General features: G+C 71.8%; 24 protein-coding genes. 9 read left to right on the top strand and 15 right to left on the bottom strand.

All coding sequences use genetic code 11. The annotated features are described in order from the left end of the window. Positions 1 to 18: 18 nt before the first annotated feature. The 5 genes from ABFX46_RS09100 to ABFX46_RS09080 form a co-directional block, all read right to left on the bottom strand. Entirely contained in the window at positions 19 to 1,134 is a 1,116-nt protein-coding gene (locus ABFX46_RS09100; RefSeq protein WP_346040958.1) for a serine/threonine protein kinase, read from the bottom strand. After that, the gene (locus ABFX46_RS09095; protein ID WP_346040956.1) at positions 1,127 to 2,551 is read right to left on the bottom strand and encodes an iron-containing redox enzyme family protein; all 1,425 of its coding nucleotides are present in this window, start codon (positions 2,549 to 2,551) and stop codon (positions 1,127 to 1,129) included. Before ABFX46_RS09095 ends, ABFX46_RS09100 begins: the two co-directional genes overlap by 8 nt. Next, entirely contained in the window at positions 2,548 to 3,687 is a 1,140-nt protein-coding gene (locus ABFX46_RS09090; RefSeq protein ID WP_346040954.1) for a 50S ribosomal protein L11 methyltransferase, read from the bottom strand. The genes ABFX46_RS09095 and ABFX46_RS09090 overlap by 4 nt, the downstream gene beginning before the upstream one ends. 29 nt (positions 3,688 to 3,716) lie before the next feature. Further along, positions 3,717 to 4,112 (bottom strand): Rieske 2Fe-2S domain-containing protein, encoded by a 396-nt coding sequence (locus ABFX46_RS09085; protein WP_346040952.1) that lies wholly within the window; start codon positions 4,110 to 4,112, stop codon positions 3,717 to 3,719. A 128-nt stretch (positions 4,113 to 4,240) separates the two neighbouring features. Continuing rightward, positions 4,241 to 5,626: an iron-containing redox enzyme family protein gene (locus ABFX46_RS09080; RefSeq protein WP_346040950.1), complete on the bottom strand. Its 1,386-nt coding sequence runs from the start codon at positions 5,624 to 5,626 to the stop codon at positions 4,241 to 4,243. A 623-nt stretch (positions 5,627 to 6,249) separates the two neighbouring features. Between ABFX46_RS09080 and ABFX46_RS09075 the strand changes: the two genes are divergently transcribed. Both ABFX46_RS09075 and ABFX46_RS09070 read left to right on the top strand, forming a co-directional pair. Next, a complete protein-coding gene (locus ABFX46_RS09075; protein ID WP_346040948.1) occupies positions 6,250 to 6,513 on the top strand; it encodes a hypothetical protein in 264 nt (87 codons plus the stop codon). Between the two features lie 27 nt (positions 6,514 to 6,540). Then, positions 6,541 to 7,065 carry a protein-tyrosine phosphatase family protein gene (locus ABFX46_RS09070; protein ID WP_346040946.1) on the top strand — a complete coding sequence of 175 codons (525 nt, stop codon included), beginning with the start codon at positions 6,541 to 6,543 and terminating at the stop codon, positions 7,063 to 7,065. On the opposite strand, the gene ABFX46_RS09065 is transcribed toward ABFX46_RS09070, so the two are convergent. Beyond that, entirely contained in the window at positions 7,058 to 8,041 is a 984-nt protein-coding gene (locus ABFX46_RS09065; RefSeq protein ID WP_346040944.1) for a helix-turn-helix domain-containing protein, read from the bottom strand. The genes ABFX46_RS09070 and ABFX46_RS09065 overlap by 8 nt on opposite strands. A 97-nt stretch (positions 8,042 to 8,138) precedes the next feature. Between ABFX46_RS09065 and ABFX46_RS09060 the strand changes: the two genes are divergently transcribed. Together ABFX46_RS09060 and ABFX46_RS09055 are read left to right on the top strand one after the other, a co-directional pair. Continuing rightward, entirely contained in the window at positions 8,139 to 8,609 is a 471-nt protein-coding gene (locus ABFX46_RS09060; RefSeq protein ID WP_346040942.1) for a rhodanese-like domain-containing protein, read from the top strand. 201 nt (positions 8,610 to 8,810) lie between these two features. Next, entirely contained in the window at positions 8,811 to 10,286 is a 1,476-nt protein-coding gene (locus tag ABFX46_RS09055; protein ID WP_346040940.1) for a DEAD/DEAH box helicase, read from the top strand. A 327-nt stretch (positions 10,287 to 10,613) separates the two neighbouring features. Here the strand turns inward: ABFX46_RS09055 and ABFX46_RS09050 are convergent, their stop codons facing one another. Continuing rightward, positions 10,614 to 11,426, bottom strand: a complete 813-nt coding sequence (locus ABFX46_RS09050) for an acyltransferase (RefSeq protein WP_346040939.1) — start codon at positions 11,424 to 11,426, stop codon at positions 10,614 to 10,616. An 81-nt stretch (positions 11,427 to 11,507) separates the two neighbouring features. Next, entirely contained in the window at positions 11,508 to 11,981 is a 474-nt protein-coding gene (locus ABFX46_RS09045) for a hypothetical protein (protein WP_346040937.1), read from the bottom strand. Between the two features lie 155 nt (positions 11,982 to 12,136). On the opposite strand from ABFX46_RS09045, the gene ABFX46_RS09040 reads away from it, so the two are divergent. Together ABFX46_RS09040 and ABFX46_RS09035 are read left to right on the top strand one after the other, a co-directional pair. After that, entirely contained in the window at positions 12,137 to 12,679 is a 543-nt protein-coding gene (locus ABFX46_RS09040; protein WP_346040935.1) for a peptidylprolyl isomerase, read from the top strand. Between the two features lie 61 nt (positions 12,680 to 12,740). Beyond that, positions 12,741 to 13,637 (top strand): rhomboid family intramembrane serine protease, encoded by an 897-nt coding sequence (locus ABFX46_RS09035; RefSeq protein WP_346040933.1) that lies wholly within the window; start codon positions 12,741 to 12,743, stop codon positions 13,635 to 13,637. 240 nt (positions 13,638 to 13,877) lie between these two features. Here the strand turns inward: ABFX46_RS09035 and ABFX46_RS09030 are convergent, their stop codons facing one another. Beyond that, positions 13,878 to 14,135 carry a cell division protein CrgA gene (locus ABFX46_RS09030; protein WP_346040931.1) on the bottom strand — a complete coding sequence of 86 codons (258 nt, stop codon included), beginning with the start codon at positions 14,133 to 14,135 and terminating at the stop codon, positions 13,878 to 13,880. Between the two features lie 95 nt (positions 14,136 to 14,230). Between ABFX46_RS09030 and ABFX46_RS09025 the strand changes: the two genes are divergently transcribed. The 3 genes from ABFX46_RS09025 to ABFX46_RS09015 are packed head-to-tail and all read left to right on the top strand — an operon-like array spanning position 14,231 to position 15,852. Beyond that, positions 14,231 to 14,980, top strand: a complete 750-nt coding sequence (locus ABFX46_RS09025) for a DUF881 domain-containing protein (protein ID WP_346040929.1) — start codon at positions 14,231 to 14,233, stop codon at positions 14,978 to 14,980. A gap of 29 nt (positions 14,981 to 15,009) precedes the next feature. Beyond that, positions 15,010 to 15,654, top strand: coding sequence for a class E sortase (locus ABFX46_RS09020; protein ID WP_346040927.1), 645 nt, complete (start codon positions 15,010 to 15,012; stop codon positions 15,652 to 15,654). Positions 15,655 to 15,663: 9 nt separating this feature from the next. Then, on the top strand, positions 15,664 to 15,852 hold the full coding sequence (locus tag ABFX46_RS09015) for a hypothetical protein (protein ID WP_346040925.1): 189 nt from the start codon (positions 15,664 to 15,666) through the stop codon (positions 15,850 to 15,852). A gap of 281 nt (positions 15,853 to 16,133) precedes the next feature. Here ABFX46_RS09015 and pknB read toward each other — a convergent pair whose 3' ends face one another. Genes pknB through ABFX46_RS08985 form a run of 6 tightly spaced genes read right to left on the bottom strand, consistent with a single transcriptional unit; the run spans position 16,134 to position 24,626 of the window. After that, the gene (pknB, locus tag ABFX46_RS09010) at positions 16,134 to 17,957 is read right to left on the bottom strand and encodes a Stk1 family PASTA domain-containing Ser/Thr kinase (RefSeq protein ID WP_346040923.1); all 1,824 of its coding nucleotides are present in this window, start codon (positions 17,955 to 17,957) and stop codon (positions 16,134 to 16,136) included. A gap of 22 nt (positions 17,958 to 17,979) precedes the next feature. After that, positions 17,980 to 19,491: a serine/threonine-protein kinase gene (locus ABFX46_RS09005; protein WP_346040921.1), complete on the bottom strand. Its 1,512-nt coding sequence runs from the start codon at positions 19,489 to 19,491 to the stop codon at positions 17,980 to 17,982. After that, the gene (locus ABFX46_RS09000) at positions 19,488 to 20,963 is read right to left on the bottom strand and encodes a peptidoglycan D,D-transpeptidase FtsI family protein (protein WP_346040919.1); all 1,476 of its coding nucleotides are present in this window, start codon (positions 20,961 to 20,963) and stop codon (positions 19,488 to 19,490) included. The genes ABFX46_RS09005 and ABFX46_RS09000 overlap by 4 nt, the downstream gene beginning before the upstream one ends. Before the next feature lie 16 nt (positions 20,964 to 20,979). Then, positions 20,980 to 22,566 (bottom strand): FtsW/RodA/SpoVE family cell cycle protein, encoded by a 1,587-nt coding sequence (locus tag ABFX46_RS08995; RefSeq protein WP_346040918.1) that lies wholly within the window; start codon positions 22,564 to 22,566, stop codon positions 20,980 to 20,982. Then, on the bottom strand, positions 22,567 to 24,138 hold the full coding sequence (locus ABFX46_RS08990; RefSeq protein WP_346040916.1) for a Stp1/IreP family PP2C-type Ser/Thr phosphatase: 1,572 nt from the start codon (positions 24,136 to 24,138) through the stop codon (positions 22,567 to 22,569). Further along, positions 24,135 to 24,626, bottom strand: a complete 492-nt coding sequence (locus ABFX46_RS08985; RefSeq protein ID WP_346040914.1) for an FHA domain-containing protein FhaB/FipA — start codon at positions 24,624 to 24,626, stop codon at positions 24,135 to 24,137. The genes ABFX46_RS08990 and ABFX46_RS08985 overlap by 4 nt, the downstream gene beginning before the upstream one ends. Positions 24,627 to 24,633 lie beyond the last annotated feature (7 nt).

The raw sequence follows: 24,633 nt of genomic DNA, 5'->3' as shown, positions 1-24,633 counted from the left end.
GGACCTCGATCCGGGGCGTCAGGAGCCGAAGTAGTCTTCGAGCCCGCCGCGGCGGCGGACGTCGAGGGTGGCGCAGTGGAACCCGCCGCCGAACGTGTTGACCGTGCGGAACGGGACGGGGATGGGCGTGAAGCCCTCCTTCTCCAGCAGCCGCAGCAGCTCGGTCTCCTGCGCCTCGACGAAGATCCGCTCGGGGTCGAGCATCAGCGTGTTCATCGCGATCCAGCGGCTGCAGAAGTACATGGTCTGGTCGGCGGGGATGGCGGGCTCGGGGCACACCACCGTGTCCCAGCCGGCGAACATCTCCGGCAGCTCCCGCACCCGCTCCGGGTTGATCATGACCCGGCCGGGGCGCAGCGGCACGAACGTGGCGTTGAGGTGCATCGGGTGGTCGTCGATGAACGCGACCTCGTGCACCCGGAACGTGTCGCCGAGCAGCCGCCGCGTCCACTCGATCCCGAACCGGTTGGTGACGTGGCTGCGCTGGACGAGGATGTCGCGGCCGAACCGCATGAAGTCGCCCGCGTCCAGGATCGGCTCGAACTCGGTGATGACGGACGTCGCGTCCGGGAATGGGTCGTCCGCCGACGGGCTGTCCGGCTTCGCCGCCGCGTAGCCGGAGTTGTAGGACGCGTCGGTGAGCTGCGGCTTCGGCGCGGCGACCCAGCCGGCGCCGCGCCGGAAGTAGTCCTTGAAGATCGTCCGGAACGGGTGGGTGGCGAAGTAGTACGACCGCCAGCCCATCGTCGCCTCGACGATCCGGTCGCCCGCGACGAGCGCGATGTCGCGCGGGAAGGTGTGCGACGACCCGCCGGTGGACGACCAGTCGGCGGTGCCGAACGACCGGGACTGGTCGACCGGGTCGGGCCGCCGGACCGTCACCCCCTCGCCCTCCAGGATCGACACGAACCCTTCGAGCTCCTCGCGGGCCGCCTCGATCTGCTCCTGCGGGAACCCGCCGCCGCCGTTGCGCCGGTAGAAGTCCCACGCCTCGGGCGGCACGGTCGCCTCGATCGCCGGATGCCACGGCGGGACGGCGGCGCCGTCGATGACGCCGACGATCACCTCTTCGAGCGGATCCCACTCGTTGTACGAGCCGACCGGATTCGCGGGGGTCGCGGGGCTCTCAGTCATCGCGGGACGTCCTTTCGATGGTCCGTACGGTCACGCGCGCCTCGGGGGAGGCGGCCTTCAGGCCGTGCAGCCGGCTGCGCGGCACCAGCAGGACGTCGCCCGTCCCGAGCCGGTGGGGGTGGTCGGTCGCCCACGCGTACACGTCCACGTCGCCGGCCGTGACCTCGACGAGGCGGTCGGTCTCGTACACGTCGGTGCAGAACGGGCCGTCCGGGCGCAGAGTGGTGGTCACGGCGTCGTCCAGCGCGGCGGACGCCAGCGACGCGCCGGCCTCGGTGTGCTCGTCGAGGGTGTCGGCCCAGGCGATCTGGGCGCGGAAGTCGGCGTCGCCGAGGCGCAGCAGGAGCTTGGTGTCCTCGATGCCGCGCACCAGCTCGGGGATGACCAGCTCGCCGTGCGCGCGGGCCAGGCCGAGCAGCAGGTTCTCGTAGGTCATCCGCCCGTGGTGGACGTCGATGTGCGCGTGCTCGTCGCAGTACTTGGCGTCCACCCGGTCGCCGTAGACGGCGCGGAGCATGGCGCCGGTGTCGGCGAACCCCTGCGCGAACAGCCACTCCAGGTACGTCACCGCGGCCATGTAGCGGAACATGCCGCGGTGGTCCTCGGTGAGCCAGTTGAAGTAGTTGACGCCGACCAGGGAGCTCGTCAGGTAGAAGTTCCAGTAGGCGTGGACGTCGGTGCGCAGCCCGACGCTGGCCAGCATCTCCTTGAAGATCGTGCTGTGCTTCGCGCCGTAGACGCCGTAGCCGAACTCGTCGTTGAAGATCTTGAACAGCTCGGACTGCTCGACGCCGTAGGACCCGCCCAGGTTGCGCGCCATCGCGGACGCCTCGGTCAGCGCGTCCAGCGCGAGCTGGATCAGGTGCAGCGCGGCCGCGTCCTCGGGGCGCCGGCACTCCGTGATGGCCCGCATGGTGCCGGCCACCGGCGCGGACGCGTCCACCGCCGGGTTGACCCCGGACGCGTCGGCGGGCGCGCCGGCCCCGCCGACCTCGGTGAGGAAGTACTCCTGCAGCTCGTCGAGCGTCCGGACGGGCGGGACGGGCACGGCGTCGTCCAGGAAGGAGAACGCGTACCGCTCCAGGTCCGGGCGGACGAGGTCGCGCAGCCGCCGCACCTCGTCGCCGTAGAAGAGGTCGAAGTCGTCCTTGGCAGTGGCCAGCCCGGCGGCGGGCAGCAGGATCATGTCGCTCTCGTAGGCGTTGCAGAGCACGCGTCCGGCGATGAGCTGGCCGCGGCCGAGGAACCCGGCCTCGGTCGCGGGGACGGAGAAGTCGTGGCGGGCGGCGTCCGGCGGACCGACCGGACGGCGGAACGGGTTGCCGTCGATGTAGATGTCCGGTCCGGGCTGGAAGATGGGCTGCGCGCAGTACGCCGCGAGGGCGTCGTGCGTGGCGGGGACGGCGGCGATGGTCATGACACCACCTCGAAGACCAGGTCGTCGATCGGTTCCCCGGCGGGCTCGCCGGTGGCGACCTTGAACCGCACGCACTCGCCGTCGTGCATCGCGTCCAGCACCACGGGTTCGCCCGGCTGGACGCGCTGGACGGCGGGCAGGCACTGGATCGCCTGCTTCCAGTGCGAGTCGTGCCCGGGGGGATTGCCCACGGTGATCCCCGGCAGCAGCTCCATCTCGAACCAGAACACGACCGCGTGCAGCCGGCCCGGCGCCGTCGGGCGGATCCGCAGCTCGGTGCGCTGCGGGCGGGCGTCGGCGGTGCGGAAGTCGAAGTCGAACACCGTCACCGGCTCGGACAGGACGCGGTGCTCGTGCCGGTGCAGCCGCGAGTCGAAGTACTCCAGCGTCGACAGCCGGTTGAAGGGCGCGAGGTCGAAGCCGTACAGCTTGCCCACGTGGTTCTTGCGGTGCAGCGCGTCGCTCTCGACCAGCTGCGCGACGATCCGGCCCCGCGACGGCATGATCGTCGCGTCCGGGGCGAGCAGGTGCTCGCGGGCGTGCGCGATCGTGCCGAGGATGCCCTCGCCGAGCAGCCCGCAGTCGACGATCTCGGTGACGAGCAGGCCGGCGCGCCGCGGCAGGTCCGCCGGCACCGACATCCGGGTCGACATCTTCGACACGACGGTGACCGCGTCGTTGTATCCGGCCGCGCGCACCACCCGCGCCGTGGTCTCGGCGACGGACGGCTGCCCCTCGCACGCCACGACCTGCCGGGCTCCGGCCCGCGCCGCCATCATCGCCAGCAGCCCGGACCCGGCGCCGATGTCCAGCACCAGCGCGTCCGGGTCGGCCGCGACCGCCTGCCGGATCGCCCGGTCGTACAGCTCCGCGCGCTCCTCGTCGTGCAGCATCTCCCAGTGCCAGCGGGGGACGGCGCGGCGGACGGCCCGGTTCCGGCCGATCAGCGCCTCCTCGTTGCCGCGGTCCACACCCAGGATCAGCTCGAACGCCTTGACGGCGTCCTCGTAGCGCCCCTGGTGGTGCAGGTCGCGGCCCCAGTCGAGGAACGCGCCGAGCTCCAGGCCGGTGCCCTCCGGGCCGGTGCGGGCCGCCGGGCCGGGATCGGCCGGGTCGCGGTCGTGCGTGCTGGTCACGACGGTGCCTCCTCGGTTCGCATGGGTGGTCATCGGCCCGCGGCCTCCTCGGAGCGGACGGCGTCCGCGGCGCACGGCGCGCCGTCCGGCCCGTCCGGGGGGAGGTTCGCGAGGATCTCCCGGCGGATCACCGAGACCGGCGCGCCGTCGTCGTCCGGGAGCACGACGACGGCCTCGTCGCCGCTGCGCACCATCGGCAGGCAGGTGCGGCACACGGCGGCGATCCCGACCCGCGTGCCGTGCCAGGGGCAGATCAGCCGCCGCTCGTCCGGGGTGCGGCGGGCCAGGCTGAGCGGCCCGCCCCGGTGCGGGCAGTGGTCGTGGACGAGCAGTGACCGGCCCTCCGACCGGAGGACGAAATAGCGGTCGTGGCCGACCATCAGGGTGTTGTGTCGGCTCAGATCCATGACGATGACGCGGCCCATGGGCTCCTCGTGTCGGTCGGCCGGCGGCGGGGCGGGTGGCGCCGCGGCGTTGCGGGCGTTGCGCGGGTCGGCGGGCAGGGGAGCATGGCGAGGTGGCGGGCGGCCTCGCCGTCGTGCGGGGGAGGGAGTCAGCCGGGAGCGGCGGTGTGCAGCAGGCAGGCGGTCCCGTCCGCGACCGCCCGCACGCCGTAGAGCCGGCCGGCGGGGATCAGCACGGTGTCGCCGCGTCCGAGCCGTTCGGGAGTTCCGGTCGGCGTGGTGACCAGGTCGGCCTCGCCCTGCTCGATCTCCAGGACGGTGTCGTCGTCGTGGCAGCGCGTCCCGAACGGGCTCTCGGGCGTCAGCGCGACCCGTCGCGTCCCGGTGACCCGGGCGGCGCCCGCGAGTTCGCGGTACCGGGGGAGGTCGTCGGCCCAGCGGATCTGCGCGGCGGTGTCCTCCTCGAACCAGCCGCCGATCAGCCGCGCCTCGGCGACGCCGCGCATCAGCTCCGGGACGACGCGCGGCCCGTGCCGCTCGGCCAGGGCCAGCAGGACCTGCTCCCGGGTGATGCGGCCGTGGTGCTCGTCGATATGCGCGTGCTCATCGCAGTAATGCAGGTCGACGGCGTTGCCGAATATGCCGCGGAAGACCTTCACCATCTCCACGAACCCGGGCGCGAACACGGCTTCCGCATAGGTGACCGCGCCCGCGTACCGGAAGAACTTGGCGTGGTCGCGGGACAGGTAGTAATAGTAGTTGTTCGTCGCCAGCGGGCCGGTCAGATAGAAATTCCAGTACGCGTGCACATGCGTGGCCATCGACCGGCTGCGCAGCATTTTGGCGAAGATCGTGGTGTGCTTGGCGTCGTAGACGCCGTACCCGAATTCATCGATGAAGATCTTGAACAGGGCGGACTGCTCGGGGCCGTAGGCGCCGGCCAGGTTGCGCGACATCGCGGACGCCTCGGTGAGCCCGTCGAGGGCGAGCTGGACGAGGTACAGGTCCGCGGCGCGCTCCCGGTCCCGGGCGGCGGCGACGGCGGCCAGCGCGGGCGACGGCCCGTCCGCGGCCTCGGCCACCACGTGCTGGAAGTAGGCGTCCAGCACCTCGGGGGTGGCGGAGCCGCTGACGTCCACCGCGTCGTCCAGGCAGGCGAACGCGAAGCGTTCCAGCTCCGAGACCGCCCCCTCGCGGAGTTCGCGCAGGTCGCGACCGTAGAAGAGGTCGAAGTCGTCGTGCAGGCCGGCGAGGCCCTGCTCGGGGAGCAGCACCGTCTCGGCCTCGTACCAGGTGCCGAGCAGCCGGTGCGCGGCGAGGGAGCGGTGCGCCGGCCACTCGTCGGCGCGCAGCGGCCGGCCGAAGTCGGCCTCGGCCAGCGCGGCGGGGAGCAGCATCCGGCGGTAGGGGTTCGGGCCGTGCAGTACTCCGGCGTCGCCGCGGAAGAGCGGACTGGCCGCGAACGCGCGGATCCGCTCCCCCAGAGTGCCGCCGACACGTGTTTCGGCAGAATCTGCCTGAGGTTGGACTGTCATTTAGTTGGACCGTTCACCTGACTACTTCAAGGGTCGGGGTGTAGAAGGGTGCGCCGGGCCGATTGTGTCGGTCCGAAACATGAAGAACGGTGGGTTGTGCGTTGGCGGGGGTGGTTGGCGGGGTGGGTGGACAACGCAGTGAGAACGCGTTCTCACGATAAGTGAGAGCCGCACTCGCCCTGCGCGGTGGGCACGTTAACAAAGGCCACTGGGATGATCAATGATCGAAAACGACTTTGTGCGTCCGCTGATCAACTCGGTGGTGCGGTGGTGAATATCGGTCATGTCCGGAAACCCGGGCGCAGGTGGCCGCCGCCCGACGGCTCCGGCCGCCCGGAACGCCGCCCTCATCCGCTCCCTGAACTGGGCGTCCGCATGCTCCGGCGGCCGGCCGGCGCGGGCGCCGGAACCGGGGCGGTGGAATCCGATTCGATCTGACTTCTTGTCAAGCCGAAGAGTCGGCGATAAGCGGCGACACTCCCCGGTTCGGTGTCCGTATCCGGCCGTCACCGGTGCATCACCGGCCGGACGGCCGCGTGGCCGCGCCGGCCGCCGGCCCGCGGCGTCACCCGCGCGGTCCGCGCCCCTGCCCCGGCCCGGACCGCGCGTTTAGACTGCGCCGCATGGAACTCAGCGACGCGGCGCGCATGATCCTCTCCGAGTCGGCGGGGCATCCGGATCTGCTCCGGGTGACCCGGGACGCCCACGACCGGCTGTCCCGCGGCGACCGGGTCGCCCACACCGACCTGAGCTGGATGCTCAGGGAGGCCGCGCGCAAGAACGTCTACCCCGCCCTCCATGCCCGCTACGGCGCCTCCGCCTTCAACGAGATGGTCGTCGTCCTGGGGCGCGAGATCGACCACCAGGCCCCGGTCCCCACCCGGTAAGCGGAACCTCAGGCAGAAGGCCGACCAGTGCGCACCAAGGGCAAGGGGGCACCGGACGCCGAACACCCGTGGAACGAGATCGTCCCCGGCTTATGGATGGGCGGCCACCACTACACCCCGCCGTCCGGCGAGCGGACGCCCGCGGTCGTGACGGACGAGTTCGACGTCGTCATCAGCATGTACCGGCGCGACGGGCACGGCCCGCCCGACCACGTCGAGCACCACTACGAGGCCATGCCGGACCGTCCGCTGACCGCCGACCAGTTGGAGGCCGTGGCCCGGCTCGCGGACACGGCGGTGGCGGCGGTGCGGCAGGGGCGGCGGGTGCTCGTCCGCTGCCATTCGGGCTACAACCGGTCCGGGCTGGTCATCGCGCAGAGCCTCATCGAGATGGGCTACTCGGCGGACGACGCGGTCTACCTCGTCCGCTACCGCAGGTCGAAATGGGCGCTGAACAACAAGGTGTTCGTCGACTACCTCACGACAGGGCTCGACGTCGCGCGGCTGCTGAGCGGTCTCGACAGCTTCTCCGAGGACGGCGGCCTCACGTAGGCGTGGCAGTGTGAAAGGTGCGCCTGTAGCGGGACGGTGACGTTTTCATCGCCCGGACGAAATGGTGCCGGAACGTCGCCGGGCTCTCGAAACCGACGGCCGCGCCGATCTCCTCGACCGGCGCGGTGCCCTCCTCCAGCAGCGGCAGCGCCGCCAGGACCCGCTGGCCGATGACCCAGCGGAGCGGGCTCGTCCCCGTCCGCCGGTGGAAATGCCGGAGGAACGTGCGGGGCGCGAGGCACGCCTCGCGCGCCATCCGCGCGACCGTGATCGGCTCGGCGAGGTGGGCCAGCGCCCAGGCCATGCTGCGCGCGACGGGGTCGTCCTCGCCGGGCGGGCTCACGGCGGCCTCCACGAACTGCGCCTGCCCGCCCTCCCGGTGCGGCGGGACGACCAGCCGCCGCGCGACCATGGTGGCGATCCGGGCGCCGTGGTCCTTGCGGACGAGGTGCAGGCACATGTCGAGCCCGGCGGCGCTGCCCGCCCCGGTGAGGACGTCGTCGCCGTCCACGTAGAGGACGTCGGGGGTCACCCGGACGTCCGGGTAGCGCCGGCGCAGCAGGTCGGCGTACTGCCAGTGGGTGGTGGCCTCCCGTCCGTCCAGCAGGCCGGCGGCGGCGAGGGCGAACGCGCCCGAGCAGACGGACACGACGCGGGCGCCGCGCGCGTGCGCGTCCCGCAGCGCGGCGACGACCTCGGGCGGCGGATCGCGCCGGACGTCCGGGACGGCGACGACCATCACGGTGTCCGCGGACGCGAACACCTCCAGCCCGTGCTCGGCGGTCATCGTGAAACCGCCGACCGCGCGCATCGGGCCGCGCTCCACCGAGCACACCCGCAGGTCGTACCAGGGGACGCCCAGCTCCGGCCGGGGCAGCCCGAACACCTCGACGACCGAGCCGAGCTCGAACGGCGCCATGCCGTCGAACGCCAGCACCGAGACCGTGTGCCGGCATGCCGGGGGAGTGACGAGCATGGCGAGATCTTAGCGATGCCGGGCATTCGCGCCACTCCCGGAACGGCACCCGCCCGCGGGACGATCGGTCCCATCCCCAACTGACAAGGAGCCCGAGATGACCCACGACTCGGCCGTGAACGCCGTTCCCGCGGCCGCCCCGGAGGAGGCGCGGCGGCACTTCGCCGCGCGCCTGGCCCTGGAGACCGATGTGTCCGACGTCGCCGCGGACCTCGCAGCGGGGGCGCCCGGCATCGTCGTGGTCGACACGCGCAGCACCGAGAGCTGGGCGCAGGGCCACGTCCAGGGCGCCGTCCACCTGCCCACCGCCGAGATCGCGGAACGCGCCGACGCCCTGATCCCCCGGGACGCGACCGTCGTCGTCTACTGCTGGGGGCCCGGCTGCAACGGCGCCCAGAAGGCGGCGCTGGAGTTCGCGCGGCTCGGCCGTCCGGTCAAGGAGATGATCGGCGGCTTCGAGTACTGGGCGCGCGAGGGGTTCCCCGTCGAGACCGGCGACGGCGCCGTCGCGCGCCGCTCCCCCGACCCGCTGACGGCGCCGGCCACGGGCGTCACGTGCGCCTGCTGAAGCCTGCGGGTTCGCATGTTCCCCCGGGGACGGGGCATAACGAGGTGCCCCGGCGACGTTAGACTCTAGGAATCACTCTTCGGCGCCCCCATGGCGTCAGGCTCGTCCTTGCAGGCCGCGCACATCGTGGTGCCTCCCGAGACGTGCCCCCCTCTCGGAAGGTAATGCGTGACCACAGCTGCCGCTGCACAGAACCCGTCCATGCCCGCCACCGCGGACGAGGAGCAGGTTCCCACCTTCGCCGAGCTCGGCATCCCGCCGGTGCTGGTGAACGCCCTGGAGCGCCAGGGCATCGAGGCCCCCTTCCCGATCCAGGCCGCCTCCATTCCCGACGTCATGGCGGGACGGGACGTCCTCGGGCGCGGTAAGACCGGATCCGGCAAGACCCTGGCGTTCGGCCTGCCGCTCCTCACCCGGCTGTCCGGCCGCAAGGCCGCCCCCAAGCGCCCGCTGGCGCTGATCCTCGTGCCGACCCGCGAGCTCGCCCAGCAGGTCCAGACCAACCTGGAGCCGCTCGGCCGCGGCCTCGGGCTGCGCTTCAAGACCGTCATCGGCCAGACGTCGATGTTCAAGCAGATCGACGCGCTGCGCCGCGGCGTCGAGGTCCTCGTCGCCACCCCCGGCCGGCTGAAGGACCTGATGCGGCAGGGCGCCTGCGACCTGTCCGACATCGAGATCACCGTGCTGGACGAGGCCGACCACATGGCCGACATGGGCTTCCTGCCCGACGTCACCGACATCCTGGACGCCGTCAAGCCCGGCGGCCAGCGCCTGCTGTTCTCCGCGACCCTCGACAAGGACGTGGACGTCCTGGTCAGGCGGTACCTGAACGACCCGGTGACGCACGCGATCGGTCCGGTGGACGAGCCCGTCGCCACCATGGACCACCACCTTCTCCTCGTCGCGCCGAAGGAGAAGAGCGCCATCACCGCCGAGATCGCCAACCGCGAGGGCCGGACGATCCTGTTCGCCCGCACCAAGCACGGCGTCGACCGGCTTGCCAAGCAGCTCGTCCAGGTGGGCGTCCGCGCGGCGGGCCTGCACGGCGGCAAGAGCCAGGGCCTGCGCACCCGCACCCTCGCCGAGTTCCGCGAGGGCTCGATCAGCGTGCTGGTCGCCACCGACGTCGCCGCCCGCGGCATCCACGTGGACGACGTGTCCCTGGTCATGCACGTCGACCCGCCCGCCGACCACAAGGACTACATGCACCGCGCGGGCCGCACCGCCCGCGCCGGTGAGCGCGGCACCGTCGTCACGCTCGTCCTGCCGCACCAGGTGCGCTCCACGTCCGCGATGACGCGCCGGGCCGGCATCAACGCGCCGCGCGTCCGGGTGACCACGGGCGACACCGAGCTGGTCAAGCTGACCGGGGCCCGGCCGCCGTCCGGCATCCCGATCGAGGGCCCGATCATCCCCGAGCGCCCGCGCCGCGAGGGCGGCCGGGGCCGCCAGGGCGGCGGCGGACGCCGCCGCGGCCCGCGCACCTTCGACCGCGGTGACGGCCCCCGCCGCCGCGACGGCGAGGGCGGCCGGGGCGAGCACCGCTCCTACTCCGGCGGCGACCGCCGGGGCGGCGGCCCCCGCACCGGCGCCGCGTCCCACGGCAACCGCCGCAACGGCCCCTACAACGGCAGCCGCCGCGACAACAACGACCCCCGCCCCGCCCGCTACAACTGACCGACGAGAGGAGCCCCGCCCACCCGGGCGGGGCTCTTCCCTTTTCCACACCCAGCGAAGCCCAAAAGGGCCGGACACAACGGCCCGCGGTAGAGCAAGCCCGCGGTAGCGCAAGCCCGCGGTAGCGCAAGCCCGCGGTAGCGCAAGCCCGCGGTGGAGCAAGCCCGCGGTGGAGCACGCCCGCGGTGGAGCACGCCCGCGGTGGAGCACGCCCGCGGTGGAGCACGCCCGCGGTGGAGCACGCCCGCGGTGGAGCACGCCCGCGGTGGAGCACGCCCGCGGTGGAGCAAGCCAGCGGAGGCGTGTGCGGGCGCGGGGGGCCGGGGGTCAGCCGGCTTCTTCTTGGAGGGGTTCGGGGGTAGGGCGGGCGGCGGTCTCCTCGCGGAGCTTGTCCTGGAGGATCTGGAGGCCCTCCAGGCCGTTGACGGAGAGGGCGGCCAGTTCGTCCAGGGACATCAGCGGGTCGTTGCGGAGGGGCGGCTGCCAGCCGTTCTCCTTGTCGTGGCTGCGCAGCACCTTCGCGGGGACGCCGCCGATGACCGAGTGGTCGGGGAACTCGCCGCGGACGACGGCGCCGCCGGCGACGGCGACGTTGCGGCCCAGCCGGGTGCCGGGCAGGATGATCGCGCCGGTGCCGATCCAGCAGCCGTCGCCGATCACGACCGGGTTGTTCTCCGGCCACTGGCGGCCGATCGGCATGTGCAGGTCGCCGTAGGTGTGGTTCTGGTCGGTGATGTAGACGTTCGGGCCCGTGAAGACGTCGTCGCCGATGTCGATGGACTGGTGGCCGACGATGTGCGTGCCGCGGCCGAGGGAGCAGCTCGCGCCGATGCGGACGATGACGTCCGGGCCGAGGTCCAGGCCGGGGACGAAGCCGGCGGAGATCGTGACGTGCGTGCCGACGAGGGTGTGGTCGCCGATCGAGATCCACGGCTCGCCGTAGATCGAGCCGACCGGGAAGCCGATGCAGGCGCCCTCGCCGAGGTAGGCGAACCGGCGCCGGCCGGGGGTGTGCGGGGTGATCTCACCGCGCCGCTGGACCCATTCCCAGGTGCGGTGCACGGCCGTGTGGATGCCCTGGCGGGCCCGCTCCCTCGCGCGGGCCGTCAGCACCTGCCGGAGGGAGCGCTTCGGCGACATGGCGTTACGGTACCGGGTAGTAGCAACTCTTGGACACGCCGGAGGGCCCGGCCGAAGACGGCCGGGCCCTCCGTTACCGCGCTAGTGCGGCGAATGCACCTGACCGTCGACGTCGGCACCGGAGACCGTCATGGAGTCGGCCGAGGTGGCGTCGTCCACGTGCTCACCGGAACCCTTGGTCATGTCGCGGATGACACCGCGCCGCGTCGCCACCGCACCGGCCACGCCGACCGCGGTGACCGCGCCCATCATCGCCATGAGCGCGCCGCGCCCGGGCCCGGACCGCCTCGGCGGCTCGACCCGTCCGGCGACATCGCTCAGGAACGTGCTCACCCGAGGGGCGAGCCCGGATTCCACGTACCGGGCCGCCTTGCGGAGCCTCGGTGCGCTCCAGCCGCGGACGACCATGAGCCGCTCCTCCGCGACGGGAGCGATCCGCTCCGCCGCGTTGGAAGCGCTCTGCCGGCACATCTCGGCGCTCTGCCGGGCCGCCTCCTGGACGCGGCCGAACCGGGTGAGAACTTCGTCCTGCGGCTTCCGGCGGATATTGATCATTAGGGACACGCTAACCTCCCTGTTTGCGAGGTCCTGTCATGCAGCCTTCCCAGCGTTCGGGAGGTAAACCCCGTGCGAGTGACCGCACGCACACGCCGGGTAGTCGATTTGCGCATGACCGAGACCGTAACGTGCAGAGCTCAGACATCCACCACATGAGGGAGGCGGCCAGCGTGGCCAACGAGATCTTCGCGACGCTCACCACGTCGCTCGGCAAGATCGTGATCCAGCTGTACCCCGAGCAGGCGCCCGAGACGGTGGCGAACTTCGTCGAACTGGCGGAGGGCACCCGGACGTGGACCGACCCGCGCACCGGGCAGAAGTCCGAGGCCCCGCTCTACAACGGGACGGTCTTCCACCGCGTCATCGACCAGTTCATGATCCAGGGCGGCGACCCGCTCGGCACCGGCACCGGCGGCCCGGGCTACCAGTTCAAGGACGAGTTCCACCCTGACCTGAAGTTCAACCGCCCGTACCTGCTGGCGATGGCGAACGCCGGGCCCGGCACCAACGGCTCCCAGTTCTTCATCACGCTCGACGTGGGCCACACCCAGCACCTGACCGGCCGGCACACCATCTTCGGCAAGGTCATCGAGGGCACGGACGTCGTCGACCGCATCGGCAAGGTCGAGACCGGCCGGGGCGACCGTCCGAAGCAGGACGTCGTCCTGGAATCGGTGACGATCGACCGGCGTTAGTCGTTTCCCACAGTGAGACCCCGCGACGGGTGACGCCCGCACCGGCCCCACGGAGCCAGAGATGAGCACAGAGCCAAGTCCCGCACCCGAGACCTCGGTACCGACCTGCTACCGGCACCCGGGGCGCGAGACGTATGTGCGCTGCACCAGGTGCGACCGCTACATCTGCCCGGAGTGCATGCGGGACGCGGCGGTCGGGCACCAGTGCGTGGAGTGCGTCGCCGAGGGCAACCGGGGCGTCCGCAGGGCGGTGCCCCGGACGGTGGTCGGCGGGCGGGCCCCCTCGTCCGCCGTGCCGGTCGTGACGTACTCGCTCATCGGCGCGTGCATCGCGGTGTACCTCGCCGAGCTGGCGTCCTGGCGCGTCGTCTGGGAGTTCATGATGCTCGGCCGCGCCGCGCTGCCGGACGGCAGCGTCGGCGGGGTCGCCGAGGGCCAGTGGTACCGGCTGTTCACCACGATGTTCCTGCACCAGCGCGGCGGGACGTTCGGCATCACCCACATCCTGTTCAACATGTGGGCGCTGTGGGCGGTCGGCCCGGCGCTGGAGCAGGTGCTCGGACGCTGGCGCTACCTGGCGCTCTACGTGCTGTCCGGGCTGGGCGGGTCGGTGCTGCTGTACCTGGTCGGCGCCGCCAACAGCTCGGCGGTCGGCGCGTCCGGCGCCATCTTCGGGCTCTTCGGGGCGTACTTCGTGATCGGCCGCAGGTTCGGCGGGCCGGTCGGCCCCATCGTGGTGCTGCTGGTGATCAACCTGGTGATCACGTTCTCGGTGCCGGGGATCTCCTGGCAGGGGCACGTCGGCGGGCTCGCGGTCGGCGCGGTGCTGGCCGCCGCGTACGCGTACGCTCCGGCCGCGCGGCGGCGGCTGTTCCACATCGGGGCGCCGCTGCTCACGCTGGCGCTGCTCACGGCGCTGGTGGTGCTCAGGACGGCCGAGCTCAACCCGTCCCTGTAGGCCGAGGCCCGGCTCATGGCCCGCTGCGCGCGCGGACGCCGTCCACTGGGAACGGCGTCCGCGCGCGGCGTCGTCCGCTGTGCGGGCCCGAGCACGGCGGGGCGCACCCCGGTGCGGACGGCGGCCGCTTCACCGGTGTGCGGGCGCGTCAGAAGCCTGGGAGAGCGCCTGTGGACAGAGCCTGTGGAAAACCTGGGGAAAGCCGGGGTGGGAGATCCCCAGCCTGTGGATAAGTTGCGGTCAGCGCCAGCGGGTCGACAGGATCACGCCGAGGATGATCGCGGCGAAGCCGATCCCCAGGTTCCAGTTGTGCAGGTCGGTCATGAACGGCACCTTCGTGCCGGTGCTGGCCGTCACGTAGAAGACGGCGATCCAGATGAGGCCGACGAGCCACAGCCCGACCATCGTGGGCACCAGCCAGCGGGGGCTGACCTCGGGAGCCTTGGACTTCTGCGGGGGCGTGTAAACGGCCTTCTTGCGCACTTTCGACTTGGCCACGGTGGGATCGATCTCCTCGGGCGTCCGGCGGCCGGAGCGCCGGACCGCGCATGGGTGTTTTGTCGGTTAGCGTAGTCGCTGGTGAGCACTGACTGATGAGCAATGTACGGCGTCCTGGGTGGGGAAGCATCATCCCAGTTCTCACGCTCCTCGCGGGGACCCTGTTCGCGGCGAGCGCGAGCACGGCCCGCGGCACGAGCCTGCGCGAGCAGGGCCGCACCCAGATCACCGAACTCATCACCGCCGAGCAGCGGCGCGGCCACCGGGAGCGCGCCGAGTACCGGCGGCTCCGCGACCAGATCGACCGTATCTCCCGGGAGGCCGGACGTCACGACGCGCGCGTGAAAAGTGCGCGGGAGGAGGCCGACCGGCTCGCCGCCGGCGCCGGGTTCACCCCGGTGACCGGCCGCGCCGTCCGGGTCTCGCTGGACGACGCGCCGCCGCCGGAGTCGGACGGCCCGCCGCACGGCGTCCACCCCGACGACCTCGTCGTCCACCAGGGCGACGTGCAGGCCGTCGTCAACGCGCTGTGGGCGGGCGGCGCCACGGCGATGCAGATCATGGATCAGCGGGTCATCGCGACCAGCGCGGTCCGCTGCGTGGGCAATACCCTGATCTTGCAGGGCGTCGTGTACTCGCCGCCGTTCCGGATCACCGCCGTGGGCGACCCGGACCGGCTCCGCGCGGCGCTCGGCGCGTCCCGCGAGATCGCCGTCTACCGCAAGTACGTCCGCGCGTACGGGCTCGGCTACTCGGTGCGGACCGTGGAACGGGCCACGCTGCCGCCCTACACCGGCAACGTGGCGATGAAGCACGCTACGGTTCCGCCGGAACCCGGCGGCTGACCCCCGGCCGACCCGACGAAGGAGGACGCGTGCGGACGGTGATCCGTGGCATGGGCGAGCTGTGCATCACCGCCGGCCTGATCGTCATGCTGTTCGTGACCTACGAGCTGTGGGGCACCGGCCGGTACACCGAGGGCCAGCAGGACCGGCTGCACGACGAGATGCTGAGCGGCTGGCGCAGCGGCAAGGTCACCACCGAGAAGGTGAAGCTCGGCAAGGGGCTCGCGATGATCCGCATCCCCCGGTTCGGCAAGGACTACCACTTCGTCGTCATCGAGGGCGTCGACCGCGACGACCTGCGCAAGGGCCCCGGCCACTATCCCGGCACCGCGCTGCCCGGCGAGCTCGGCAACTTCGTCGTCTCCGGTCACCGGACGACCTACTCCGCCCCGTTCAACCGGCTCGGCGAGCTCGACCGCGGCGACCAGATCCTCATCGACACCCGGGACGACCAGTACGTCTACAAGGTCACCGACCGCAAGATCGTGAAGCCGTCGGCGACGGAGGTGACCGCGCCCGTCCCGTTCCACCCGAAGGCGAAGCCGACCGAGCGGCTGATCACGCTCACCACCTGCCACCCCAAGTACTCCGCCGCCGAACGAATGATCATCTTCGGTGAGCTGGCCGAGGCGCTGCCCCGGGTGCGGTCCGCCGCCGGCTCCGCCGGAACGTAGGAGGTCCCCGTGTACGCCTGGATATGGCGCCACCTCCCGGGCGCGTGGCCCACCCGGGCCGCGACCGTGCTCGGCATCGTGCTCGCCGTCGCCGCCGTCCTCTGGTACGTGGCGTTCCCCCGCGTCGAGTCCAAGATCCAGTTCGACCACGGGGTCGTCCAGACACCGGCGCCGTCCGGCTCCGCAACCCCCGGCTGACCTGCGAGAACATCGCTCCGGCCGCACCCGGACCGCGCATGGACCGCCGGGCGAACCGGTGCAGGGCCGACAGGTCGCGAAAAATTCGGTTGAAATGCGTAACGTCCTACGGCCGCGTGACGAAGACCATAACGAGGGCTTCCGCCATTGCCCCCGAGTGGCGGAAGCCCCGTTTCATGTCCGGACCCCCGCGGCGCCGACGGGCCCCGCACGGGACCGAAGCGAAGGGCCCCGGCCTCCCCTCAGGGAGAGCCGGGGCCCTTCGCGTCGATCGGCCCGGATCAGCCGTTGCCGCCGCCCGGGAAATCGGGGAAGCCAGGCGTCGTCGGCGGCCCGCCCGGCTGGGACGGGGGCGGCTGCGGCTTGTCGGCCACGAAGATCGTCACCGCGTCGCCCGGGGCGACCGTGGCGCCCTCCGCCGGCTGCTGGTCGTAGACGAAGCCCGGCGAGACCTGCCGGTCGACCGGCGGCTGCCCCTTCTGCACGTGGCAGGTCAGCCCGAGCCCCTTGAGCTTCCCGCAGGCGGCCCGCTGGCTGTTGTTGAACAGGTTCGGCACCTGGAGGTTCGTCGGGCCGTTGGAGACGACCACCGTGACGGTCGCGCCCTTCGGCGCCTTCGAACCGCCGGCCGGGTCCGTGCTGATCACATTGCCCCGCGGGACGGTGTCGCTCGTCTCGGCTCTCTTCTGGACCTCGAAGCCCTGGTCCTCCAGCGTCTTCTTGGCCGTCGCGTACGACTGGCCGGTCACCGTCGGGACGTCGATCTCCGTGGGCGGCTTCTTGCCCTTGGAGACCAGCAGCGTCACCGTGGCGCCCTTGGCCGCGTCCGTGCCGGGCTCCGGGTCGGAGCTGATGACGTAGCCCTTGCGGATGTCGTCGCTGAAGTCGGTCTTCGGCTCGCCGACCTGGAAGCCGAGCTTGGTGAGCTGCGCCGTCGCGTCGCTCTGCGACACGTTGACGATGCTCCGCGGGATCGCGACCTGCGTGTTCTTCTCACCGCCGCCGCCGCTCAGCATCCAGCCGATGAGCGCCGCGCCGCCGATGAACAGCACGGCGAGGCCCACCCACAGCGCGGCCTTCCTGCCGTTCCCGCCGCGCTCGGGCAGGTCGTCGTCATAGTGGACGGGCGGCAGGCCGTACCCGTCGTCCTGCGGGCGGTGCACCTGCGTGCGGGCCGGGCCGGGCGGGTAGGCGCCCATGACCTGGGTGCCCTGCGGCTGCGCGCCGCCCATCAGCATCGTCGACGCCGCCGTCGAGGCCACCGGATGGCCCTGCAGGACGCGCTGGATCTCCTGCCGGAACTCCGTCGCGTTCTGGTACCGGTGGTCGGCCTCCTTCGCCATCGCCTTCAGGACGATCGCGTCCGCCCACTGCGGGATCTGCGGGTCCACCTGGGACGGCGGGACCGGCTCCTCCCGGACGTGCTGGTAGGCGATCGCGACCGGCGAGTCGCCGGTGAACGGCGGCTTGCCGGTCAGCAGCTCGTACAGGACGCAGCCCGTCGAGTAGATGTCGCTGCGGGCGTCCACCCGCTCGCCGCGCGCCTGCTCGGGGGACAGGTACTGCGCGGTGCCGATCACCTGCGCGGTCTGCGTCATCGTCGCCGCCGAGTCGGCCATGGCGCGGGCGATGCCGAAGTCCATGACCTTGACCTCGTGCTGCCGGGTGAGCATCACGTTGGCCGGCTTGATGTCGCGGTGCACGATCCCGCCGCGGTGGCTGTAGTCCAGCGCGCGCAGGATCCCGTCGGTGATCTCCAGGGCCTTCTCGGGCAGCAGCGCGCGGTTCTCCCGCAGCAGGTCGCGCAGCGTGCTGCCGTCCACGTACTCCATCACGATGTACGGGATGGGGGTGTCGCCGATCATGTCCTCGCCGGTGTCGTACACGGCGATGACCGAGGGGTGGTTCAGCGACGCGGCCGACTGGGCCTCGCGCCGGAACCGCGCCTGGAACGTGGGGTCACGGGCCAGGTCCGACCGCAGCGTCTTGACCGCGACGACGCGATCCAGCCGCAGGTCTCGGGCACGGTAGACCTCGGCCATGCCGCCCCGCCCGATCACCGAATCGAGCTCGTAGCGGCCGCCGAGCAGCCGAGGTTGACTCATATGTGCACTTTCCCTCGTACGTCTACACCTTGTCCTCCGAACCTAGCCGCCTGGTCTGGGTCGGCGAGGCAACCGGGCTCGGAGTTGACGGAGTCGTGGTGCTCCCCGTCGGGGTGGGTGTTGGCTCTGGGGCGGTGGGCGTCGCCCGGGGCGATTTCGTGGATGGCTTATGTGAAGGAGACGTCTCAGGCCTCACCCGCGTTGACGGACGGATCCTATGCGTCCGGTGCCGTGGCGTGACAGCCGGGCGCCCGGGGGTGCGGCTCGCCCGGTGCTCCGGGGAGCGGTGCTCCGGGGAGCGGTGCTCCGGGGGGCGGGGACGGGCCGCCGGGTCTTCTCGGGGGCCGCCGGGGAGGTCGCCGCCGACCGGGCTGGTGGCCGGGGAGGCGGGCGGGTCCCGCTCGTCCTCGGCGGACCCCGCGAACGCCAGCCCCTTCCACAGGGAACCGATCACGATCACGCAGACCACGACGAGGACGGCCGCGACGGAGGCGTACGTCACCGCGGTGCGTCGTTGCACTGTCCCGTCCGTGAGGCTATCTGCCGGTCGGTCAGCGTCAAATCCCGACGAAGGAGCCGATTGGGTAACGATGGGGTCTCTGCCGGGAGAGACCACCGTGCCCGGACGCACCGCGGGCCGTGCCCCTGGATGCGCACCGGGCCGCCCACCAGGCCGTCCATCGGGCTGCGCGCCGGGTCGCGTGCCGAACGGCGCGCCGACCAGCGCCGCGCGGATCGCCAGCGCCCGGGCCGCGACCGCCCCGGCGTCCCGCGGGCGGTCCAGCGGGTCCTTCGCCAGCATCTCCATGATCAGCTCGCGGGCGGCCGCCGGCACCCGGGCCGGCAGCTCCGCCGGCGCGTCCCGGACGTGCTTGAGCGCCACCTCCACCGGCGTCGACCCGTCGAACGGCGGCGCGCCCGTCAGGCACTCGTAGGCCACCACGCCCAGCGAGTACAGGTCGGCCTTCGGCGACAGCTCCTTGCCCTGCGCCTGCTCGGGCGAGATGTAGTGCGCCGTCCCCATGACCATGCCGGTCTGGGTCTGCGACGCCGCCGCCAGCCGCCGGGCGATCCCGAAGTCGGTGATCTTCAGGATGCCGTCCGGGGACACCATCAGGTTCGCCGGCTTGACGTCCCGGTGCACGATCCCCGCGTCGTGCGCGACCGTCAGCGCCCGCCCCGCCTGCACCACCAGGTCGAGGACGGCCTCCAGCGGCAGCCCGCCGTCGCGCGCGAGGACCTCGTCGAGCGGCTCGCCCGCCACCAGCTCCATCACCAGGAACGTCCGGCCGGCGTGCTCGCCGAAGTCGAACGCCCGCGCGATGCCCGGATGCCGCAGCTCCATCGCGAACCGCGCCTCGGACTCGAACCGGCCCCGCGCCCGCATGTCCGAGCCGAGCTCCAGCCGCAGCAGCTTCACCGCGACCTCCCGGCCGGAGCGCACGTCCACCGCGCGCCAGACCTCGCCCATCCCGCCGACCGCCAGCCGCTCCAGCAGCCGGTACCGGTCGTTCAGGACGAGGCCCGTGCTCACTTCTGCAGGACCTTCGCCATGATCGCCCCGGCGATCGGGCCCGCGTTGCCGGCGCCCGAGCCCGGCGCCTCGGTCATCACCGCGAACGCGTAGCGCGGGTTGTCGACCGGGCTGAACCCGACGAACCAGTTGGCGTTCGGGTTGCCGGGGCCCTGCTCGGCGGTGCCGGTCTTACCGGCGATCCGCTGGCCCTGCAGGTTCTTCGCGGTGCCCTCGGAGACCACCGCGCGCATCATGTCCTCCAGCTGCCCGGCCTGGTCGCCGCTGATCGGCTTCGCGAACTCCTCCGGCGAGGCGCCGTACAGCTGGCTCTGGTCCTTGGCCCGCACCGTCTGCACCACGTACGGCTTCATGATCTTGCCGCCGTTGGCGACCGCGCAGGCCACCATCGCCATCTGCAGCGGCGTGGCGCGCACGTTCTCCTGGCCGATGCCGGACCGGGCCGTCCCGTCCTGGCCGGTCGGGGTGGTCTTGCCGTTCGCGTCGGTGTAGGCCACCGGGACGTCGCTCTCGGCCGTGTAGAAGTCGGGCTCGAGCTGGATCCGCTTGTTGAACCCGAACTCCCCGGAGCCGTCGTGCAGCTTCTGGATGCCCATGTTCAGCGCCATCTTCGCGAACGTCGTGTTGCAGGACTCGGCGAACGCGCCGCGCAGCGAGGCCGACCCGCCGCAGCTGCCGCTGTCGTGCGAGTTCGGCAGCGGGCGCCCCGACTCCGGCAGGAGCAGCTGGCCGGTGTCGACGGTCGTCGAGCTGGTGGCGCCGAGGTTCTTCATCGCCAGCGCCGACACCACCGTCTTGAACGACGAACCGGGCGGGAACGTCTGGCTCAGCGCGTTGTCGATCAGCGGCTTCACCACGCCATCGCCCTCGTTGAGCTGCTCCAGCCGCTTCCCGCCCTTGGTGCCGGTCTGCGGCGCCACCTCGTTCGGGTCGAACGACGGCCACGACGCCGCCACCTTCACCGCGCCGGTCTTCACGTCGATCACCACGGCGCCGCCGCGGCGGCCCTGCGCCGTCCTGGCCTTCAGCTGCGCGTACGCGGTGCGCTGCGCGTCCGGGTCGATCGTCAGCTCGACGTTCGCGCCGTCGGCCTTCTTGCCGATGAACACGTCGAACCAGTGCTGCTGGGTGATCCGCTTGTCCTTGCCGCCGAGCAGCGAGTTGTAGGCGCGCTCGACCTGCGTGGCGCCGCCGTTGAAGTAGCCCGTGACCGGGGCGAAGATCGGCCCGTCCTTGTAGGACCGGCCGTACTTCGGGTTGTCCTTCCCGGTCTCCTTGGACGTCACCAGCACCTCGCCGCCCGCGGAGATCTGGCCCCGCGGCGAGTTGAACACGTCCGCGTACTGGCGGGCGTTGGCCGAGTCGGTCCGCAGGTCCTCCGCCTGGCTGCCCTGGACGTAGTTCACCTGCGCCATCAGCCCGAAGAACAGCAGCAGCGCGAAGATCGCCACCCGCCGAACCGGCTTGTCCATGTTCATAGGGGGGAAGTCACCTCGTGCTCACGATCTGGGTCATGCCCTCGTCCTGGATCGCCTGGGGGGCCGGCTTGCGCGCGTCGTGGCTCATCCGGACCAGGATCGCGATCAGGATCCAGTTGGCCATCAGCGACGAACCGCCCTGCGACAGGAACGGCGTCGTGAGACCGGTGAGCGGGATGAGCCGGGTGACGCCGCCGACGATCACGAAGACCTGGAGCGCCAGCACGAACGACACACCGCCCGCGAACAGCTTGAGGAACGGGTCCCGCGCCGCCACGGCCGTCTTCATCCCGCGTTGCACGATCAACGCGTAGATCAGCAGGATCGCCATCAGCCCGGTCAGCCCGAGCTCCTCGCCGAGCGAGTCGAAGATGAAGTCGCTGAACGACAGCGGCGTCCGCCACGGCTCGCCCTGGCCGAGGCCGGTGCCGAGCACCCCGCCCTGGCCGAGCGCGAACAGGCCCTTCATCAGCTGCGCGCTGTCGGAGTACTCGCCGCCCAGGTTGGCGCAGGCGGTGAACCCGGGCGAGATGACGCCCGGCTTGTCGAACTTCTTGTAGATCTCGGTGTCGGGGTTGACGGGGACGACCTTGCCGCTCTCCAGCAGGCAGCCGCCGTCGAAGTACGGCTTCGGGTTCTGCCAGATGTCGATGCGCTGGTTCACGTGCCCCATGAACGGCAGCAGCGTCGCGATGAACACGCCCACCGCGAGCAGCCCGACGCCGATCACCACCCAGGAGACCCGCTGCGTCGCGATGTACAGCATCGAGATGAACAGGCCGAAGAACAGCAGCGCGGTGCCGAGGTCCTTCTGCAGGAACAGCACGCCCAGGCAGAAGAACCAGATCACCATGATCGGGCCGAGGTCGCGGCCCCGGGGCAGGCTGACCGGGCCCAGCTTCTTGCCGATCAGCGACATCGCCTGCCGCTTGTTCACCAGGTAGCCGGCGAAGAACACGACCAGCAGCAGCTTGGCGAACTCGCCCGGCTGCACCGAGAAGCCCGCGATGTTGATCCACACGCGGGCGCCGTTGATCTCCGCGCCGATGCCCGGCACGATCGGCAGGATCAGCATGATGATCGCCGACAGGCCGATCAGGTACGTGTAGCGCTGCGCCGTCTTCGGAGTGAACGAGAACCGGGCGTCCGTCTTCTCGGTGTCCCGCATGATCAGCACGGCGGCGACGAACAGCACGATGCCGACGAACGTCCACATCAGCTGGCTCGGCGCGTTCGCGGCGTCCGGCAGCAGCTTCTTGCCCGCCGCGGCCGCCGCCTTGCGGTCGGCGCTGGTGTCCAGGTCGAGCCGGTAGATCATCGTCAGGCCGAGGCCGTTCAGCGCCACCGCGAGCGGCAGCAGCAGCGGGTCGGCGTACGGGGTGAACTTCGCCTGGATGAGGTAGGCGATGAACGCCAGCACCGCGAGACCGCCGCCGTACACGAACAGCCCGGCGGGCAGGCTCCCGTCACGGGCCAGCCCGACCTCCGCGAACGCCGACAGCGTCAGCACCATCGCGAAGATCAGCAGGGCCAGCGAGGCCGCGTTGCGCTGCTGGTACGGCAGCCGTGCCCTGATCTGCTCCCCGAGCGAGTGCATCTACGAGCTCCCCCCGCCCGAGGGGCAGTCCGGTATGCCCGGGTCGTTGGTCTTGCACTTGTCGCGGCGGACCTTCAGTTCGGCGAGCGCGGCGGTCGCCGCCTCCCGCCCGATGAAGCTGAACTCGCCCTTCCTGACCTTCGTCGCGTCGGACGCCGGCAGCTGGGCGACCGGGACCTCGCCCGGCTGGACCGCGGTCTCCTGGCAGTTCTGCTGCTCGCGGCCCCGCACGACGCCGACCTTGCCGGACTGCTCGACGAGGGTGTACTTGCAGACGCGCTCCACCAGCGTGTTCCACGCACCGGGGCCGTCCACCGTGTAGGTGTCCTTGACCTGCTGCTGGAGGTCCTGCGGGAGGTCGGCCACCTTGATCGGCTGCAGCTTCGAGGCGTCCGCCTTGCGGGACAGGTCGAGGCCCGGCACCTTCTGCGGCGTCCCCCGGAACAGGACGACGTTGCCGTTCTCCGCGCCGATGTAGTAGCCGTTCCGGACGTTCTGCAGCAGCACGAACCCGCCCGCCACCACGCCCACCACGACCACTCCGGCCACCACGACCAGCCACGTCCAGCGGCGGGCGCCGCCGCGGCGCGGCCGCTCCATCGGCGCCTGCTGCATCGGCGGCGGCGGGCCGCCCATCGGGTCCGCCATCGGCGCCGGTGCGGGCGGCGGCGGACGCTCGTCCACCGCCACGGGCGGCTGCGGGCGCGTGTCGCGCAGCTGCGCCGCCCGGCCCGCCGGCGTGTCGGCCACCGTCGTGTTCGCGCCGGGACCGCCGCCCGGCGGCTCCGGCGGCGCCGCGTTCGCCGCCGCGCCCACCGCGTGGCCCGGGCCGCCCGTCGGCGGCTGCCGCTCCAGGTCGACCACGTCGGCGACCACGCAGGTGATGTTGTCGGGGCCGCCGCCCCGGTTCGCCAGGTCGATCAGCTGCCGGACGGCCTGCTCGGGCTCGTCCACGTCCGTGAGCACCTGGAAGATCGTCTCCGCCGTGACGACGCCGGACAGGCCGTCCGAGCACAGCAGGTACCGGTCGCCGACCTGCGCCTCGCGCAGCGACAGGTCGGGATCGACCTCGCCGCGGCCGTCCAGCGCCCGCAGCAGCAGCGACCGCTGCGGATGCGACGCCGCCTCGTCGGGGCTGATGCGCCCCTCGTCCACCAGCGACTGGACGAGCGTGTGGTCGTGCGTGATCTGGAACAGGCTGCCGTCGCGCAGCAGGTACGCGCGCGAGTCGCCGATGTGGACGAGCGCGATCTGGTTGCCCGCCCACAGCATCGCCGTCAGCGTCGTCCCCATGCCCTGCAGGGCCGGGTCGGACTCGACGATGCGGTGCAGGTTGTCGTTGGCCGTCTTGACCGTGTGCTCCAGCGCGGCCAGCAGCTCCGTCGCCGGAAGGTCCTTGTCCAGCGCGCGCAGCGCCTCGATGGCGGCGGCGCTCGCGATCTCCCCGCCGACGTGGCCGCCCATGCCGTCGGCCACCGCGAGCAGATGCGCGCCCGCGTACGCCGAGTCCTCGTTGCCCTCGCGCAGCATGCCGACGTCGGAGCGCGCGGCGTAGCGGATTCCCAGTGTCATTTGCGCAGCTCGATCACGGTCTTGCCGATACGGACCGGGACGCCCGGTGGAACCGGCATCGGCCGGCTCACCTTCGTGCGTCCGAGGTATGTCCCATTGGTCGAGCCGAGATCTTCCACGATCCACTGACCGTCCTGCGCGAAAAGTCGGGCATGCCGGCTGGAAGCGTAGTCGTCGGTCACGACCAGAGTGGCGTCATTCGCCCGGCCGATGGTGATGGGCACCCCCGTGAGGTCGATGACGGTGCCGGCCCGCTCGCCCTGCACCACCACCAGCCTCGTCGGGGCGCCGTGCTGGGCGCTGCGCTGCTGCTGCCGCGGCGGCTTCGGCTGCCGGGGGGGACGGGACGGGGACGGGCGCGTCGCCGCCTTCGTGGCGGCCTTCGAGCCGAACAGGTCGGCCCGGATCACACCGACGGCCGCGATGACGAACAGCCACAGCACCGCGAGGAACGCCAGCTTGATCAGCGTGAGGGTGAATGGGGACATCGGAGTC

This window comes from Actinomadura chokoriensis (assembly GCF_039529475.1).
Lineage (GTDB): Bacteria > Actinomycetota > Actinomycetes > Streptosporangiales > Streptosporangiaceae > Spirillospora > Spirillospora bangladeshensis.
Note: the sequence above shows the minus strand (reverse complement) of the source record. Positions and strands in the feature narration are given on the sequence as shown.

Coding starts and splice junctions, on each gene's coding strand:
- ABFX46_RS09045 (WP_346040937.1), bottom strand. CDS start 11,981: ATGATCAATATCCGCCGGAAGCCGCAGGACGAAGTTCTCACCCGGTTC.
- ABFX46_RS09060 (WP_346040942.1), top strand. CDS start 8,139: ATGACCCACGACTCGGCCGTGAACGCCGTTCCCGCGGCCGCCCCGGAG.
- ABFX46_RS09025 (WP_346040929.1), top strand. CDS start 14,231: ATGAGCAATGTACGGCGTCCTGGGTGGGGAAGCATCATCCCAGTTCTC.
- ABFX46_RS08995 (WP_346040918.1), bottom strand. CDS start 22,566: ATGCACTCGCTCGGGGAGCAGATCAGGGCACGGCTGCCGTACCAGCAG.
- ABFX46_RS09050 (WP_346040939.1), bottom strand. CDS start 11,426: ATGTCGCCGAAGCGCTCCCTCCGGCAGGTGCTGACGGCCCGCGCGAGG.
- ABFX46_RS09000 (WP_346040919.1), bottom strand. CDS start 20,963: ATGGACAAGCCGGTTCGGCGGGTGGCGATCTTCGCGCTGCTGCTGTTC.
- ABFX46_RS09065 (WP_346040944.1), bottom strand. CDS start 8,041: ATGCTCGTCACTCCCCCGGCATGCCGGCACACGGTCTCGGTGCTGGCG.
- ABFX46_RS09095 (WP_346040956.1), bottom strand. CDS start 2,551: ATGACCATCGCCGCCGTCCCCGCCACGCACGACGCCCTCGCGGCGTAC.
- ABFX46_RS09075 (WP_346040948.1), top strand. CDS start 6,250: ATGGAACTCAGCGACGCGGCGCGCATGATCCTCTCCGAGTCGGCGGGG.
- ABFX46_RS09035 (WP_346040933.1), top strand. CDS start 12,741: ATGAGCACAGAGCCAAGTCCCGCACCCGAGACCTCGGTACCGACCTGC.
- pknB (WP_346040923.1), bottom strand. CDS start 17,957: ATGAGTCAACCTCGGCTGCTCGGCGGCCGCTACGAGCTCGATTCGGTG.
- ABFX46_RS09080 (WP_346040950.1), bottom strand. CDS start 5,626: ATGACAGTCCAACCTCAGGCAGATTCTGCCGAAACACGTGTCGGCGGC.
- ABFX46_RS09100 (WP_346040958.1), bottom strand. CDS start 1,134: ATGACTGAGAGCCCCGCGACCCCCGCGAATCCGGTCGGCTCGTACAAC.
- ABFX46_RS09085 (WP_346040952.1), bottom strand. CDS start 4,112: ATGGGCCGCGTCATCGTCATGGATCTGAGCCGACACAACACCCTGATG.
- ABFX46_RS08990 (WP_346040916.1), bottom strand. CDS start 24,138: ATGACACTGGGAATCCGCTACGCCGCGCGCTCCGACGTCGGCATGCTG.
- ABFX46_RS08985 (WP_346040914.1), bottom strand. CDS start 24,626: ATGTCCCCATTCACCCTCACGCTGATCAAGCTGGCGTTCCTCGCGGTG.
- ABFX46_RS09040 (WP_346040935.1), top strand. CDS start 12,137: ATGAGGGAGGCGGCCAGCGTGGCCAACGAGATCTTCGCGACGCTCACC.
- ABFX46_RS09055 (WP_346040940.1), top strand. CDS start 8,811: ATGCCCGCCACCGCGGACGAGGAGCAGGTTCCCACCTTCGCCGAGCTC.